The 14131-nt window shown below is 53.9% G+C and carries 18 protein-coding genes; 10 read left to right on the top strand and 8 right to left on the bottom strand.

All coding sequences use genetic code 11. From position 1 onward, the window contains the following. Positions 1–25: 25 nt before the first annotated feature. Together HNQ64_RS01230 and HNQ64_RS01225 are read right to left on the bottom strand one after the other, a co-directional pair. A complete protein-coding gene (locus tag HNQ64_RS01230) occupies positions 26–562 on the bottom strand; it encodes an STAS domain-containing protein (protein ID WP_184204465.1) in 537 nt (178 codons plus the stop codon). A 143-nt stretch (positions 563–705) separates the two neighbouring features. Beyond that, on the bottom strand, positions 706–1200 hold the full coding sequence (locus HNQ64_RS01225) for a hypothetical protein (protein WP_184204464.1): 495 nt from the start codon (positions 1198–1200) through the stop codon (positions 706–708). 223 nt (positions 1201–1423) lie between these two features. Here HNQ64_RS01225 and rplU point away from each other — a divergent pair, with 223 nt between their 5' ends. The 10 genes from rplU to HNQ64_RS01175 all read left to right on the top strand — a co-directional run bounded on the left by rplU (position 1424) and on the right by HNQ64_RS01175 (position 9736). After that, positions 1424–1738, top strand: coding sequence for a 50S ribosomal protein L21 (rplU, locus tag HNQ64_RS01220; protein WP_184206098.1), 315 nt, complete (start codon positions 1424–1426; stop codon positions 1736–1738). Positions 1739–1771: 33 nt separating this feature from the next. Next, positions 1772–2029, top strand: coding sequence for a 50S ribosomal protein L27 (rpmA, locus tag HNQ64_RS01215; protein WP_184204463.1), 258 nt, complete (start codon positions 1772–1774; stop codon positions 2027–2029). A 113-nt stretch (positions 2030–2142) separates the two neighbouring features. Then, entirely contained in the window at positions 2143–2865 is a 723-nt protein-coding gene (locus HNQ64_RS01210) for a pseudouridine synthase (RefSeq protein WP_221305300.1), read from the top strand. A gap of 505 nt (positions 2866–3370) precedes the next feature. Beyond that, positions 3371–3955: a hypothetical protein gene (locus tag HNQ64_RS01205; protein WP_184204462.1), complete on the top strand. Its 585-nt coding sequence runs from the start codon at positions 3371–3373 to the stop codon at positions 3953–3955. Positions 3956–3986: 31 nt separating this feature from the next. Beyond that, entirely contained in the window at positions 3987–4553 is a 567-nt protein-coding gene (locus tag HNQ64_RS01200) for a hypothetical protein (RefSeq protein WP_184204461.1), read from the top strand. Between the two features lie 3 nt (positions 4554–4556). After that, on the top strand, positions 4557–5636 hold the full coding sequence (locus HNQ64_RS01195; protein ID WP_184204460.1) for a hypothetical protein: 1080 nt from the start codon (positions 4557–4559) through the stop codon (positions 5634–5636). Further along, positions 5633–6097 carry a hypothetical protein gene (locus HNQ64_RS01190; protein ID WP_184204459.1) on the top strand — a complete coding sequence of 155 codons (465 nt, stop codon included), beginning with the start codon at positions 5633–5635 and terminating at the stop codon, positions 6095–6097. The genes HNQ64_RS01195 and HNQ64_RS01190 overlap by 4 nt, the downstream gene beginning before the upstream one ends. 8 nt (positions 6098–6105) lie before the next feature. After that, complete coding sequence (locus tag HNQ64_RS01185) at positions 6106–6618, top strand: PulJ/GspJ family protein (protein WP_184204458.1); 513 nt, start codon at positions 6106–6108, stop codon at positions 6616–6618. A 65-nt stretch (positions 6619–6683) separates the two neighbouring features. Next, the gene (locus tag HNQ64_RS01180; protein ID WP_184204457.1) at positions 6684–8567 is read left to right on the top strand and encodes a hypothetical protein; all 1884 of its coding nucleotides are present in this window, start codon (positions 6684–6686) and stop codon (positions 8565–8567) included. A 14-nt stretch (positions 8568–8581) separates the two neighbouring features. Then, entirely contained in the window at positions 8582–9736 is a 1155-nt protein-coding gene (locus HNQ64_RS01175; RefSeq protein ID WP_184204456.1) for a type IV pilus twitching motility protein PilT, read from the top strand. A 2-nt stretch (positions 9737–9738) separates the two neighbouring features. Here the strand turns inward: HNQ64_RS01175 and HNQ64_RS01170 are convergent, their stop codons facing one another. Genes HNQ64_RS01170 through HNQ64_RS01145 form a run of 6 tightly spaced genes read right to left on the bottom strand, consistent with a single transcriptional unit; the run spans position 9739 to position 14129 of the window. After that, a complete protein-coding gene (locus HNQ64_RS01170) occupies positions 9739–10656 on the bottom strand; it encodes a hypothetical protein (protein ID WP_184204455.1) in 918 nt (305 codons plus the stop codon). Next, positions 10632–11411: a hypothetical protein gene (locus HNQ64_RS01165; RefSeq protein WP_184204454.1), complete on the bottom strand. Its 780-nt coding sequence runs from the start codon at positions 11409–11411 to the stop codon at positions 10632–10634. Before HNQ64_RS01165 ends, HNQ64_RS01170 begins: the two co-directional genes overlap by 25 nt. Next, positions 11408–12088, bottom strand: coding sequence for an ATP-binding cassette domain-containing protein (locus HNQ64_RS01160; RefSeq protein ID WP_184204453.1), 681 nt, complete (start codon positions 12086–12088; stop codon positions 11408–11410). The genes HNQ64_RS01165 and HNQ64_RS01160 overlap by 4 nt, the downstream gene beginning before the upstream one ends. Positions 12089–12109: 21 nt before the next feature. Then, on the bottom strand, positions 12110–12532 hold the full coding sequence (locus HNQ64_RS01155) for a type II secretion system protein (protein ID WP_184204452.1): 423 nt from the start codon (positions 12530–12532) through the stop codon (positions 12110–12112). Positions 12533–12536: 4 nt separating this feature from the next. Then, complete coding sequence (locus HNQ64_RS01150; protein WP_184204451.1) at positions 12537–12902, bottom strand: hypothetical protein; 366 nt, start codon at positions 12900–12902, stop codon at positions 12537–12539. Positions 12903–12911: 9 nt separating this feature from the next. After that, entirely contained in the window at positions 12912–14129 is a 1218-nt protein-coding gene (locus HNQ64_RS01145) for a type II secretion system F family protein (RefSeq protein ID WP_184204450.1), read from the bottom strand. Positions 14130–14131: the final 2 nt, after the last annotated feature.

The raw sequence follows: 14131 nt of genomic DNA, 5'->3' as shown, positions 1-14131 counted from the left end.
CAGATCCAGGCGGCGTAGGCAACCCTCAGGAGGTGGCCAGTTCTGGCTGTTCCTCAAGCTCCTTCTCTAAAAAATGAATGACATCGCGGAAGCGGCCTTCGTTCGTGTTGCTCATATCCGCCAAGTTTTGATGCGCCTGGAGCACGTGCTGGGTATGCTCGAGTTTGCAACTGGCACCTTTTTCCCCGCAAGTGGCGAGTTGGGCACAGGCCAGTTCGCGTTCTTCAGGCCATGCGCTGCCTTGAGTATCCACATCCATGATGTGATCCAGCCCTAGGTCTGACAGCAATTGTAAATTTCTGGCATTTGCATTCAGAACACTCAGGGAACCACCATTTTTTTCCCGGAGGTGGAGGGCCGCCCCAGTGAGGGTGCCGAGAAACGTGGAATCCATCATCGGACATCGTTCCAGATCCACCACGAGATCATGCGTCCCGTTGGCGACGACAGCTTGCAGGGCTTTTTTGACCTGAACTGAATTTTGGAAAGTTCCACGACCTTCTACTCGCAACCAAAAAACCTTGCCTATTCGGCCCACAAGAATGGTTGATGGAGCAATCACGGCGGTCAGAGGAGGTCTTCGAGATTTAATTCGCTTCAAACATCCTCTCAGATGCAGCCCCGACGACACGTTTTCGACTGGCGTGTAGCCAGAGTGCCGATTTTGGAGAGCATTTCATGGGGGATGAAAAGAGGTTAGCAGGTTCAGTTCCACAAGTAGGATTGCTGGCTGGCCAGCTCTTCCTTACCGCGCAGGATCGTCACCTTCCATGCTGTGACGCGTCCGGAAGTATTATATTCACTGCCACTGACCTGAAACTTAGAGCGATTGCTGCGCCGGACGTCGGAGATTTCTTCCTCCAGCACCTTGGCATCCAGGCCAGTGTTTGCCTGGCGGTACTCAAAACGCACGGTCACTGGCTGGGTGCGGTCGTTCACTTTCCAGAAAATGGTGTAATAATGACCGAAACGATCCGTGACCTCTGCCCGCGTCACTGCGCCAAAAAGATGATAATCACGCTCAAACTGCACCGCAGGGTCAATCGTGCTCACAGGATTACCTGGGGCGAGGTGGTAATATTTGACCTTGGAAATCTGGCCGCCTGTCCCAACACTGACAGAAGAGCAGGAGGCAGAAAAAATCGCCAGGAATGCCAGGGCGAAAAGACGACAAAAGAATGAGCGCGACGCAGAGGCCATGTAGTGAGGTGTAATATTCAGGATGCCGGGCTGATGTCAATGCCTCCCGAGGCTTTTCGCAGCGGGGGTAAAAAGGCTCTTCCACCCAAGAACCTGCCGAAAGCTCAAAAATTCGGTTGCCCATGGCGTGGTGTGTGGCATGATCGTCGCCCCCGATGCCGGACGTTTGATCTCTTGTGATCACATCCGCACGGTAGATGACAACACTTCAGCAGACAACGTTATGGCATACGCAATCTTCAAAACAGGCGGTAAACAATACAGAGCTTCCGTGGGCGACTTCGTTGACGTGGAGAAGCTTGAAGTTGCTGAAGGCGAAACCTCTTCTTTCGACCAGGTGCTGGCAGCCGGTGCAGGCGCAGACATCAAAATCGGTGCTCCAACCGTCGCAGGTGCTACCGTTGAATTCAAAGTGTTGAAGCAGTTCAAGGCTGCCAAAGTCACCGCTTTCAAATTCAAGAAGCGTAAAGGTTACCATCTCACCAAAGGCCACCGCCAGCCGCTTACCCGCGTGCAAGTGGTCTCCATCAACGCGTAATTTCAATCATCTCACCTACACGAGGATCAAGTCATGGCTCATAAGAAAGGTCAAGGAAGTGTCAAGAACGGACGCGACAGCAACAGCAAGCGTCTCGGTGTTAAAAAATACGGTGGTGAGAGCGTCATCTCCGGCAATATCATCATCCGTCAGCGTGGTACCAAATGGGTTCCAGGCGCTAATGTTGGCATCGGCCGTGACCACACCCTTTTCGCCCTAGTCGCTGGGCGTGTTCGTTTCGACAAAGATGGTCGTCGGGTCAACATTGATGAGGCTGCTCTTCAGGCCTAATCAGTTCCGAATTTCTATTGTTGATCTTGGGCGGGCTCTTGTGAGCCCGCCTTTTTTTGTTATTTGAATGAGCCTGCTTTAATAAACTCGTTCATCTTCTTCAAGGAAATGATATGATGCGCACTGGACTGGCTCGCGCCCTATCCAAACTAGGGCACTGCTCTCGCAGCCAAGGTTTTAATCTCATCAAAGCGGGGCATGTGACTTTAAATGGTCGCGTTTGTCGCGATCCAGAAAAACCCGTGCAGTTGGATCATGACGTGATCCAGGTCAGTGGCACTCCCGTGGCTGCGGCCAAGCACGTCTATTTGATGCTGAACAAGCCTCGAGGACTCGTCACGACAGCCAGCGATGAAGAAGGGCGCGCCACGGTTTACGAGTGCTTTAAGGAGGCGGGGTTACCACATGTCTCTCCGGTCGGGCGGCTGGATAAAGCGAGTGAAGGTCTGCTGCTTTTTACCAATGATAATGCCTGGGCTCATAGCATCACAGATCCGGAAACACACATGGAAAAAACTTACCACGTCCAGGTCGCGTGTTTGGTGGATGGCGGCCTATTAGAGCGTTTGCGCCAGGGAGTGATGTATGAAGGAGTGCACCTGCACCTGCTGCATGTCTCGGTATTGCGCACAGGCGTGAAGAATAGTTGGTTAGCCATCACGTTGGATGAAGGGAGAAACCGTCATATTCGACGAGTTTTAGAGGCGAATGGAATCGAAGTACTCCGCCTCATGCGAGTCTCCATTGCTTCATTGACTTTAGGCGAACTTGCGAAGGGAAGTTGGCGGTATCTGAGCCCGCCTGAGGTCAAGGCGCTGCGACCCAAATCAAAATGACCCGGTGAAAATAATATAGGTTAGACCTGAACTGATGATTGGTCTTAGCAAACCCGAAACAGATTAACCGAACTCAAACTTGATCCAGTCTTGGTGGTGTTTTGGGAACACACAAACATGCGTTAAGAATCCCTGTTTGATACCTCGAAGCTTGTTCTGGAGTCAGTCTCCGCAAGGAGTGAGCAGTGATCGTGGGTCACAAAACTTCCTCAATTTAGGTTTGGTTGAGGCAAAGAGACTTTTTTTGCCTCTAAAGAGCGAATAAAAAATCAGCTCACTTTTAAGGCTTTTGCAATAACTTAAGTAAAAATCCGCTTAAAAGGCAAGTTCTGAATTGAAGTTGTCCTACAAGAGTTGTCATTTTTGAGATTGAGAGAAGTTGAATTTTTTCGTTTAAACAGAAAAAACATAATTTTCATTGCGAATTATCATATTTGATAATAAAATAGGGGTGTTCTTTTAGGTTATCGCCAAAAAACTCCGGAAATTCAAAATTGAGAATGCTATGAAATCCCAACTGTTGCTTTCCATGGCCATTTTCCTGGTCGGTGCGTCGCCGAGCATTCATGCCGACATTCTTTTGGGAGCTCCTGGTGTGGCGGCAGGCACTCGCATCGCGACTCGGGTTCCCTTTAAAATTGACCATGAAATAACCGGCTCGTACAAATTTGTGTTTTCAGGTATTCAGGCCAAGGGAGATACACTTGGAGCCCCAGGTGCCTCTGGCACCAATGGTAATGGTGGGCAGTTTCACCTTAAAGCAGGGGTTTCTGCCAGTGGTGGCACCAATACATCCGAGCGGGTGGGGCAAATCGAGTTTCGCAACATTCAAGAGTACAACACAGCCCCGCTGAAAACGATTTTGATTACGCCTGCGGCTGTTTTCAAGGCGACTTCTGCGCCCATTGATATCGAAATTACTTGGCAAGGGGGTGGCAATGCTCACAAGCCCAATGGCATTTTTAACGTGTTAGGGGAGTATCAAAAAGATCCGCCTATTCCTACAGGCTCTCTTTCATTTGCTTCAGGACAGTGGATCTTGGAAGACAGTCCCAATCCTGCCGGAGTAGCGACCATTGTCAGAGAGTAAAGCGCTTTGGTTGAAGGAATTCTCCCCCCAGATGAACCGTGTGGCTACAGCTTCCGTTACCTTGTGGCGCGGGAAGATCATCGCGCTGGGGGTGGCTTCGTTTTTGGGAGGCCTGATTGCCCAAGAGAGGTCTCAGAATCTGGCACGTGATGTGATTTCAGAATCCAACTTGCGTCAAAAGGTGATGACTACTCCATCTTTGAAATCGCAACTCAAGGTCCAGGCCAAGCCAGTCGTGGGCACTCCCCCTAAATTGGAGAGTTCGCTCTGGACTAAATCCATCATCCTCAGCGATGGCGAAATGTACACGCTGGTTCCGGTGGGTTCCATCTTGCACTTACCCGCCTCTTTACGCTCACGTGTGTTGGCTAAGCCTCAGGGAAATTTTACCTTCTGGCCTAACTTTCTAAAACGAAATGAATCTTGGTTAGGCGGACGAGAAGTGACTCTGGGAATGTCACGCGGGAATCGTCAAGCTGCCAAGGAATTACTTGCTAGCGTGGCTCATGATCAGCGTCTTTTGGTGGCTATTTATAAGGGCGGCCCAATCACGATTCTAGAGCCTGCTGAAGAACCTTCATCTGAAAAAAAACCGTGAGTTATGAATCTTAAACACGTGTTTTTAAATGTGATCGCTACTGGGCTTATGGCCCAGACTCCTGAAGCTTGGGTGCGGCAGACGGACCTAGCGACAGGTCAAATTTATGACACACCCATTGTCGGCACGGGAGGCAGTTATACAGCCCCTGTGCGCGTGAATGAGACGGGCTCGCTCTATGAGCTTTTTGCGCGAGGTACGGCCTGGGATACAAACGTTTATCTGTTAGATACGAAGCTGATTGGCACATACAATCCGGTGGTTAGCGTAACCATTGATACGGAAGACGATTATGTGCGTGGTGATCCCACCGGGACCACTTTTGTCAAGCGTACTCGGGCGGACAGGCCTTACACGATGAACATTCACGTGGAAGGCTTGGTGGAGGCCAGCACAAGCACGGCGGAGCGCACGGTCTATTTGGCGGTCAATGGACGTAATTTCGATGCTACGACCTATTCAGGGCTGAACCAGCCGCAGTATCTATTGGAGGATTCCAATTTAGAGAATGGAGATTATGTTTTCGGTCCTCTTTATCATCAGCTCAATTCTCCCACGGTGAGTTCAGGCAATGGGGAACAGAGTTTTACCATTGTGCGTTATGCTTCCTATCTGGTGCCTGATACCATCCTGATGCAGCCGAAAATCGAAATTTGGCCCGTGCCAGTCGCGACTGCGGCTAACGTCAGTCCTGGCCAGGTTTTTATTGATCGGATTCCCTCTATCGTGGTGTCTTTCCAGCACCTTTATCCAGACTCGCGCACCTATGTTCAATTGTATAAAGGAGGGCAAGTGCTGGGAACCGTTGGAACCTTGGTGAATGGGACTGAGCGTCGATTTGGCAGGCATTACAATCCCGAGCAAGTGGAGGAACCCACCAACGTGCCGCAGAGTTTTTCGATCTCCATTGACGATCTTTCCAACTACACGCCTGATGACGGGCACTACACCCTTGAGGTGATCACGCACACGCCTTTTTTCAATCGTGCGCCGGAGCGTCTCTTTCATGTCACGTTTGAGGTGGACCGGGTGATAACTTCACGAGGGCAGATCAGCACGCGAGAAGTGGGCGCCGCACCATGAAAACAAAGCTCCATTATGCTTCACGGATTCGGCGAGGAAGTCTTTTGATCGAAGTCTCAGTTGCCTTGGGTCTGACCACCATGCTCGCTTTGATCCTGATGCGGGCATCTCTTCTGGCCATTTCGGGAAATCAATGGTCCACTATGCAGACGCTTACGGATGCTTATCTGAGCCGTGAAACCGCTTTGGCAAATCGGCTGCCTTTTGTCGAAGTTGCGGGGGAGGGCTCGGCTTGGCCAGCTCCTGCCGGCAATGCAACTGCGGTGAATGAGCAAACGGTGACGCTGGGAAAGCTGCCTGGAGGGCGAGGTGTATCGGCGATTTTGAAGCGTTTTCGCACCTGGGAAGCGGACGGTGAATCATCGGTGGCACTGGCTGTTTGGCGTCTGCATTCCGTTTTGATTTATCGCATCGGTGAGGATGAATACACCAAAAGCAGGTCCACCCTTCGTGTGCAATGAAACGTCTCATGCCCTCACGCCGGCGTGCAGGTTTCACGCTCATGGAGATCTCCACAGCGATGGGGCTGATGGTGATGCTCAGTGGTGCCCTGGTGGTGATGCTGCAGCAGCATCTAAGCTTCATGGCGCTGGCGCAACGCCAGTCTTTTCTGGCCGAAGAAGCGCCTAAAATAGGCAATATTTTGGGCCGTATTTTTCAACAGGCAGACCACTACTTTATCTACACAAATCTTGAAGCTTCACAGGGGGGCGGCACGCCGATCCTCACGGGTGGTGGAGCGGTGAAGTTGTTTTTCAAAAGCGCTGCGCAAACGACGACAGAGCGTCTCATCGCGGCTGAAGTCGGGGCCACGGGCACCAGTCTGCGTTTTTACACGGCACAGCCAGATGGGACAGTCAGTTCTTGGCTGATCTGTCAAGGTCTGCAAGCGGCGACTTTTCGTGCAGATGAGGGCATCCTCATGGTGACTTTGACGGGGCCGAATGGCGAAGAAATCAGCTACTGTGGAGGTGCCCGATGAAAGGCTATTTCAAAAAACAGACTTGTGGTTATGCCGCTTTGCCGATTGTGACAGGTTTGGCGTTGATGTTAACCTTTAGTCTCACCATGCTTTTTAAAAAGACGCTGATGAATCGAGACCAGGCGTCTAAGACGCAATTGCGTCTGGATTATCATCAGCGTGAGGAGGCTCTGATGAGGGCTTTGGTGGCGGTATTTCCAAACAAGGTGATTGACTGTCTGCGGGCCAATCTTGCCGCTGGGGATGCCCATGACTGGAATGCCATTTTCAGTGAGGCTGTGGCACTTTCTTCGGCCTCTCAAAGTTTGTCTCCGGCGCTTCTTCAGTCTTTGGGATTGACCGGGAAACGCAGTGGCGATGTGGGAGATCGAGACAGTGAACAGGTACAAAGTTGGATCACTTCTCTCTCTGGGGTGACTGGGCAAGTGACTCCAGGCACAACGGCGTATGAGGCCGTCTTTCAGCAGCCAGCGTTTGCAGGGAAAGTGCCACCCTTGCTTGAAATGAGTGCTGAGCTTCAGGCGGCGGATGCAGAGCGGCCTTTAATCACGCCCTTGAAGCGATATACCACCCAAGAGGCAGGATTGCTGGCTGATGTGGGTGCACATCCCACTTTCAATTTGATTCCATACCCGAACATTCGTTTTGGTTATGCAGCACCTGGGGCTCCTTTCGTGGCGAAGCGTAACTGGTGGGCTTTCACGGTAAATTATGGCAATCGAGGAAGCAGTGTGGCACGCCATTACGTGCTGTCTCTTTACGAGGTGCCTTCGCAAATGCCCATCGAGGCGGCGACTTTTGCTTCCATCGGCACGCATCAAGACGGCACGGCCTGGAACGCTGGGGCGGTGAGTATTCAGGGCTCCGTTTATGCAGATCAGATGAGGGTCGAAGGGGCCTATGGAGCCACGCGTTTAGCGGGTCGAAGCGGCATCGAACTGGCACAGGAGATGGATCTCGGAGGTGTCACGGTGGCGTCCAATTTCGATGCCATGGGAGAGCGGGAGAGGCTGCAAGCAGCCGAGGGAACGGATGTTTTACCCGTAGCGATTTCTGCGAATTCGGGCAGGTTGAGCTTCATGCCTCTACCGACTGGGGCAGGGTATCTGCGGCGGAGATCGGCTGGAAGCACCTCAACTGCCTGGGATGACTACACGGCAGGAGGGCAGCGTTGTGCCATGACGGTGGAGGCCATTGACATGGTGAGTTTTGAGGATCAAACGCCCACGGCTTTACGGGTTCGGTTTCTAAATCAGGGAGGCAGTCTTTCGGAAGTGGTTCTTCGTCGTGGAGTGAACTGGCCAACGAGTTTTGAGCCAGGGGGGGCGGCTATACCCTTCCAGGTGGAATTGACCAATAACAGTCGTTCTTGTGTGACGTTTCACCCGATGCTGCTGGATGCCTGGTTGCAGGCCCAGGGCGGTGCCTCTGTAGCCAAGAATAACAGTCTTTATTTTGGAGTGGATCCTAGCCTGAAACCTTTGATCGTTCGAACCGTTAGTGAACCTCCTGCCGTGGAAGATATGTGTGTCATTATTCGTCAGGGTAAGAACCTCACGAACTACACGGCGGGGCTCTCCATCGTGGCACCTTTACGAGTGTATGTGGGGGATGACCTGAATGCGGTGGCAGCCTCTGGGGTGCCGGTGGGCTCAGGTCTGGACGAAGCCACGGAGTTTTATCCACCGCTGTCCATCTTTGCCGCCGAGCTACGAGTGGGCACCACTGGTTTCAATCGTCCCATTGATCATCGTGGCCAGTTAGGCAGTCTAGCCACAGGTGGCACGGCAGCTCCCTGGAAGCCGCTCGACATGAAATCTGGCAGTGATGATGCGGTGCATGCAGATAGTATTTCGGCTGAATTAACGCCCCTTCGCAGCCCGGCTGAACTGCCGCCGATTCACCCGATGAATTGGCTCGTTGTCATCGAAGAGATTCCGCAAGATTGATTGTCTAACCTTTTATGTGTTCTGCCCCCACTTCTCCTGATATTCTAGGTCAGCTTGCCGTCGCTTTTGCTGGGCGAGAAATTTCGGACGTGCAGGTGCGGACAGGAGGCTTGATCTACCTGCATACCAATCGAGGGTTGGAGATTGCCGAATCTTTCGGTATCCAAGATGCAGAGGCCGTTGCCCGGCTCGCCGAGGGCTTGTACACACGTCAGTCGCATGAGATTTGGTCGGATGATGCAGCCAGTGCCACGGGAGACCGCATGTGGGAACTGGTGCGCTCACGCCGAGTGATTGACTTTAGCTGTGAGGAAGGGGCGCTGGGCTCGCCCGTGCGCATGCGTGTTCAGGTGCATTTGAGTGAGCATGGTCTGGGCGTGACCTGCCGCTGGCTGCGGGCTAAAATTTCTCAACTGGAGACGCTTGGCATTGATCCACTGATTTCTGATAGCTTGCGCGATCTGATGCAGCGTCGGTTTGGTCTGGGGTTGATTACGGGCCCGACGGGCTCAGGGAAATCCACCACGCTAGCGGCGATTCTAGATTGGGTCCGGCGGAATTTTCAGAAGCACATTGTCACCATCGAAGATCCTATCGAGTACCGTTATGACACGACGATGGATGACCCGAACCAGGCTGGGGTACGCGTTCCTGCCCCCTCTCTGGTGACGCAGCAAGAGGTGGGGCGGCACACGATCTCCTACCAGAGCGGGCTCAAAGAAGTGCTGCGCAAGACGCCTAACATTATTTTGATCGGGGAAATTCGTGATCGTGAAACGATGGAGACTTGCATCGAGGCGGCGCAGACAGGGCACTTTGTGCTTTCCACTCTGCACACTCGCGGTGCAGTGAAGACGATTGACCGTATCTTGGAGTTTTTCCCCAAAGAACAGCAGTCGGGGATCTTGCATCGCTTGAGTGAAACCCTGACCTTTGTGCTTTCCCAGGGACTGCTCACGGGATTTAACGGACGTGTGCTGGTGACTGAGTATCTGCAAAACACGAATGAAGCGGTAGCCGCAGGGATGCGCGCTTACGATGGCAGTGCCACTTCCTTAGCGGATGCTCTGCGCTATAAGGGAAATCTGCGCTGGGACCAGTGCCTCATGAACCATTACCGCGGTGGGGTGATCTCTGAGGATGTGTTCAATGCCAACCTTCTGGGCTAACGCTAAGGTGTTTTTAATAAAGGGACATTGGAAGGCCCTGGCCCAGTGGAAGGCTGGGTGCGCTGGATTACCTCACGGATGTGGGTGAGGAACTTGGCGTGCTCTTCCAACTCTTGCCGGCGGAGAGGCGGTATGTTTTCCCACCAGCCTTCAGCCTGTGCGGTGCTGCGGACGTTTTGATAATGGTCAAGGCAGCGGGCCAGGGTATCGCGATGCTGAGAAATAGCCTGTGCATCCCGGAGTATGCGTTCAGGCCGCAGTTGTTCATTCAGTAGATTGATGGCGGCCCCAGCTCCAGTGAGGGCATCGGCCAAGCTGGCGTCTTGGCGCAGGCCGTAGTTCATGGCTTGCTGTGCCAGGGCTTGGAGGATCGGCACCGCAGCTTCCGATGGCCGAGTGCGCGCAGCGATGTGGTAGTGCAAGATTTCGTAGAGCGTGGCATCTCCTGGGTCGAGCTGATAGGCAAAGCGCAGCCGCACATCGCCTGCGGCATTGAGGTAGCGTTGATGAGCTTGTGAAAGAGGAAATGTGCTGTTGCGTCGGGTGCGGTTTTTTTCCAGGCGGGCCAGTTCATCCACCTGTTTTTGTAGCCACGGTGTTTTTGATGAAATGGCCGGGGGCGGCGGAGGTGCGGGCATGCCTTTTCGGGCAAAACGTCCTGCTGGCGGTGGCGGGGCAGGGCTACCTTTAGCTGGGGTTGGCACTGCGGCTGCGGTGGTGCTCTCGCCCCCATGCCAGTAGCTGTAGAGCGAGTCGCGTATCAAGCGCGCTGTGAGGCTGCCGTAGGCACTGCCTGCGAAGGCAAAGGCAGGGGGTGTCCTGGCCGCCTGGAGTGAAGGCTGCGTGCAGGTGACTGCGTGGCCGGCCCACCAAAGACCTACTGCCGCTGTCAGGCTCAGGAGCGTGTGCGAAAGAGGCATAAACCAAAGAGGGAAATGGCAGCGCCCTGAAGTGCCAGGGTGAGGGCGACGCCGATAAAATCCGCTGTTGGCAGCGGGCCCATTTTAAACACGAGTCGTGGCGTGAGATCTGCCAGATGATAGTGAGGCAAGGCTACCCACAAAGACTTTAACACGTTCGATTCTGCCCCACCCAAGATAGGGGCTAGCCAAGCTGCCCCGAAGAGCCCGCAGAAAAGTAACCCAGTAGGCAGGAGAAAGGCGATGATCTCTGCCGTGCGTGTGCCCAGAGCTACTGCCAGGAGGAGAAGAGGGGCTGCACACAGTGAAAAGACAAGGCTGTATTGGAGAACCAAGGTGGCCCACTGCTGCGCTTCTTCAGGTCTTTTTGGCATGGTGAGCGTGACGCAAACGAGGGCGGCTGTGGCAACGATGGCCAGCATCCAGATCCACAAGGCGCTGCTGAGCTGTAGGCACTGGTGGACCTTCCCCACCCCGCCAGCATGCAAGTGCTCCAGCATGCCATCCCGCCGCAGCCGCTGCCCCAGGGCCGAGGCTTGGAAAGGGAGCCAAGTGAAAAGGGCCACCCACGCATAGATCCAGGCGGCCTGTGCCCTGGCTGGCTGGAGGATTTGTGGATTTTCCTCCCACGGGGTCAACAGCGGTGCGATCCAGACAAACAGCAGTGCTCCGGGTAATAGCAGCCAGCAACTGCCGCGGCCCATGAGACCGGCGAGGCTCAGCCTAAAGAGGGGCCATGATTGGAGGTCCTTCATGATTGCAATGTTTGGTAGGTCTTCATCCAGCTATCACCCGTGCGGGTGGTGGCATGCTTGAGCTTGCCATGGGCGATGGTGAGCAGGGAGTCTGCCTGCTGCACACATTCCAGCTCGTGCATGATGATGAGGCGCACGGTCGTGCGGCCTGTTTCCGCCCACAGTTGGGTGACTTGGGTCCGCGTTTCAGCATCCAGTCCAGTGAGGGGTTCATCCATCAGTAAAACGCTGCCCTGGCTACGTGCGGCTTTGATTTCTGCTAAAATGAGGAGGACTTTCTGTCGGTTTCCTCGCGAGAGTTTACCGATCTGAGTATTGAGATCCAGCCTCAGGATTTCGGCGAGTTTTTCAGCTTGAGCCAGTGCTGCGGAACGAAACCAAGCACGGAAGAAGGTGCGGGCTTTGATTTCGGGGTCGGCCTTTAATTCATCCGCAAAGTAGTGCACACAGCCCTGCGTTTTTAAAGTGCCAGTGAGGGGGCGTGAGAGTCCAGCGAGGGTGCGTAGCAGGGTGGTTTTACCTGTGCCATTCGGGGCGACGAGGAGGTGCAGGCCAGGCCCGGTGGTGATTTCCTGAGCGGTTTCGACCAAGCAGCGGGACTGGCGACTCCAGGGTAAGCCTGTGCGGTAGCCAAAGCGGGTGCCGTCTGAGATGTGCAAAAGTGGGGCAGGAGCCATGCGTGTGAGATGCGTGGAATGTCACTGCCCTGTGTCCCAAAGTCCATCAGTTCCATTCCCAGAAGGATCATAAGGCGCGGTTCCCAATAGAAGCTGGGGAGGCATGACCGAATGATCCACCGTGAGGGAATCGTTGTCGAGACTGAGAACAGTGGGGATCCCCGTCCATCCTTCGGGCATGTAAACTTGCAGTTGTGAGGCACTTACGTTTTCCATGTCATCTGCAGGATGGTCCGCCATGTAGGCCCGCTGGGCGGCGAAAACGGCCTGGAGGGAGACCGAGGCATCTTTGCCACGCTGCCAGTCCCTCACCTGCGAGATATTCATGCCAGCAAACGTGGCGAGCCCTAATAACAGGCCGATCACTAGGCTGATTTCGATCAGGGTAAATCCGGGCCTGTGGGCTCGAAAGAGCCCGGTGGGGAGATGCGGGCAGGTTTTCATGGGATTAGTTGGTGGGCTGCAAAAGATTGGCGACTTGGTTTTTGGGAATGATCTTCACGCTGCCTTGCCGCACCTGCACATTCGATGAAGAGACCTTTTGAGGGGCCGCCACAGGGAGATCTTGGGTGAGTTCCACTGGCAGTGTTGCCCGACGGTGAATGTAGAGAACGCGGGCTTGATCAGGATTGGTGGCGGCAGGCACCGCCACTGTTTTTGGGATGCTGGGCTTCACCGATGAGATAACGGGGAGGGCCTCCGTAGCTGTCGGCAGCGTAAGGCCGGGAATAGGGCGCGGAACCAGCTTTGGAGCTGGCTCTGCAGCCAAGATGCAGGCAGCAGGAAGCAGGAAGGTGAGGAGGAACGTTTTCATAAAACCGGATTACATATTGCCAGATTGCATCATGCGAGGGCCCATGAGGAAGATGGGCAGCATGGAGCCCGTGAAGACAAAGCCGATGAGCACCACGGCTAAGGCGAGGGTGAGGAAGTTGATGACCTGAGTGAAGTCAGACATGATGGCCGCTGTATCTTCCTCATAGATATCCCTCAGCAGCTCGAGCTGCTGAGGCAGCGATGCAGAGCGTTCGCCAATGCCAATCATGTGCACGACCTGGGGATCTAGATTGGTGTTGCGTTTTAGGGCTTCAGCGAAAGGGACCCCCGAAGATTCATAGACTTGCGAGGCCTTGATGAAATCAGGATACATCGGGGTGCCCTGCACCACCCGGGCACTCAGAGCAGAGGCGCGGGCTAGGTTGATGCCATTGGCATACAGCATCTGTAGGGTGCCGATGTAGGCGCTCTGGCGCAGGCCCATGACCAGCTTGGTCAGTAGCTTCCAGCGTTTCATGGCCTGAATCAGCAAGGTCTGCCGAAAGTCTGCTGAGCGGAAAATAGCGGTGATGAAGGATGCCAGTGCGATGACAAAAAAAGGCCACGTTTTTTGCACCAAATGGCTGATGGAAAAGATGACCACCGAGATAGGGTCTGGCTCTTGGCGCACGCTCTTCAAAGTTTCTTCCACCTGAGCCACGACATACACCTGAGAGTAAATGAATAGGCCGATCTGAAAAAGAATAACCAAGGATGGAACCAGAAGAGCGCCGCGCAATTTGCTGGCGAACATGAGCTCGATCTTAATACGACGTGCGAGAGAACTGAACGCTTCCCCAAGCTGGCCTGCATCGGCCCCAGCCTCGATGATGGTGATGATGGTGGTGTCAAACTTTTGCTCTTTCGCAAAGGCCACATGCACGGGTAATCCCGCCTCTAGCCGATTGCGAATGTTCATGAGCGAGGTCTGCAACTCTGGGTTCGGCAGACCCTGGGAGTAGTATAGCAGAGCATCGGCCGTGCTGATGTTTGCCTTCAGCATAGAGGCCAGACCGCGAAAGAGTTTGATGAGTTCTTTTCGTGAAATGGCTTTGTTAGACTTTTCACTTTTGCGGGCTCCAGTCAGAGGCTTCACCATGGCTACTCGGAAGCCGGGTTTGGCTGCTAACAGAGCGGCCTGTTCCCGGTTAGGCGCTTCAAACTCAAGGACCTTGGACTGATCCGGTCTCTTGATGTTACGCAGGGTGACTTGAAAGGCATTCATGG

The organism is Prosthecobacter dejongeii, assembly GCF_014203045.1.
Lineage (GTDB): Bacteria > Verrucomicrobiota > Verrucomicrobiia > Verrucomicrobiales > Verrucomicrobiaceae > Prosthecobacter > Prosthecobacter dejongeii.
Note: the sequence above shows the minus strand (reverse complement) of the source record. Positions and strands in the feature narration are given on the sequence as shown.

What these genes read in the sequence shown, in the direction of transcription:
- HNQ64_RS01225 (WP_184204464.1), bottom strand. Translation starts at nt 1,200, where the DNA reads ATGGCCTCTGCGTCGCGCTCATTCTTTTGTCGTCTTTTCGCCCTGGCA.
- HNQ64_RS01150 (WP_184204451.1), bottom strand. Translation starts at nt 12,902, where the DNA reads ATGAAAACGTTCCTCCTCACCTTCCTGCTTCCTGCTGCCTGCATCTTG.
- HNQ64_RS01180 (WP_184204457.1), top strand. Translation starts at nt 6,684, where the DNA reads ATGTTAACCTTTAGTCTCACCATGCTTTTTAAAAAGACGCTGATGAAT.
- HNQ64_RS01160 (WP_184204453.1), bottom strand. Translation starts at nt 12,088, where the DNA reads ATGGCTCCTGCCCCACTTTTGCACATCTCAGACGGCACCCGCTTTGGC.
- HNQ64_RS01170 (WP_184204455.1), bottom strand. Translation starts at nt 10,656, where the DNA reads ATGCCTCTTTCGCACACGCTCCTGAGCCTGACAGCGGCAGTAGGTCTT.
- HNQ64_RS01210 (WP_221305300.1), top strand. Translation starts at nt 2,143, where the DNA reads ATGATGCGCACTGGACTGGCTCGCGCCCTATCCAAACTAGGGCACTGC.
- rplU (WP_184206098.1), top strand. Translation starts at nt 1,424, where the DNA reads ATGGCATACGCAATCTTCAAAACAGGCGGTAAACAATACAGAGCTTCC.
- HNQ64_RS01185 (WP_184204458.1), top strand. Translation starts at nt 6,106, where the DNA reads ATGCCCTCACGCCGGCGTGCAGGTTTCACGCTCATGGAGATCTCCACA.
- HNQ64_RS01175 (WP_184204456.1), top strand. Translation starts at nt 8,582, where the DNA reads ATGTGTTCTGCCCCCACTTCTCCTGATATTCTAGGTCAGCTTGCCGTC.
- HNQ64_RS01195 (WP_184204460.1), top strand. Translation starts at nt 4,557, where the DNA reads ATGAATCTTAAACACGTGTTTTTAAATGTGATCGCTACTGGGCTTATG.
- HNQ64_RS01205 (WP_184204462.1), top strand. Translation starts at nt 3,371, where the DNA reads ATGAAATCCCAACTGTTGCTTTCCATGGCCATTTTCCTGGTCGGTGCG.
- HNQ64_RS01155 (WP_184204452.1), bottom strand. Translation starts at nt 12,532, where the DNA reads ATGAAAACCTGCCCGCATCTCCCCACCGGGCTCTTTCGAGCCCACAGG.
- HNQ64_RS01200 (WP_184204461.1), top strand. Translation starts at nt 3,987, where the DNA reads ATGAACCGTGTGGCTACAGCTTCCGTTACCTTGTGGCGCGGGAAGATC.
- rpmA (WP_184204463.1), top strand. Translation starts at nt 1,772, where the DNA reads ATGGCTCATAAGAAAGGTCAAGGAAGTGTCAAGAACGGACGCGACAGC.
- HNQ64_RS01165 (WP_184204454.1), bottom strand. Translation starts at nt 11,411, where the DNA reads ATGAAGGACCTCCAATCATGGCCCCTCTTTAGGCTGAGCCTCGCCGGT.
- HNQ64_RS01190 (WP_184204459.1), top strand. Translation starts at nt 5,633, where the DNA reads ATGAAAACAAAGCTCCATTATGCTTCACGGATTCGGCGAGGAAGTCTT.
- HNQ64_RS01145 (WP_184204450.1), bottom strand. Translation starts at nt 14,129, where the DNA reads ATGAATGCCTTTCAAGTCACCCTGCGTAACATCAAGAGACCGGATCAG.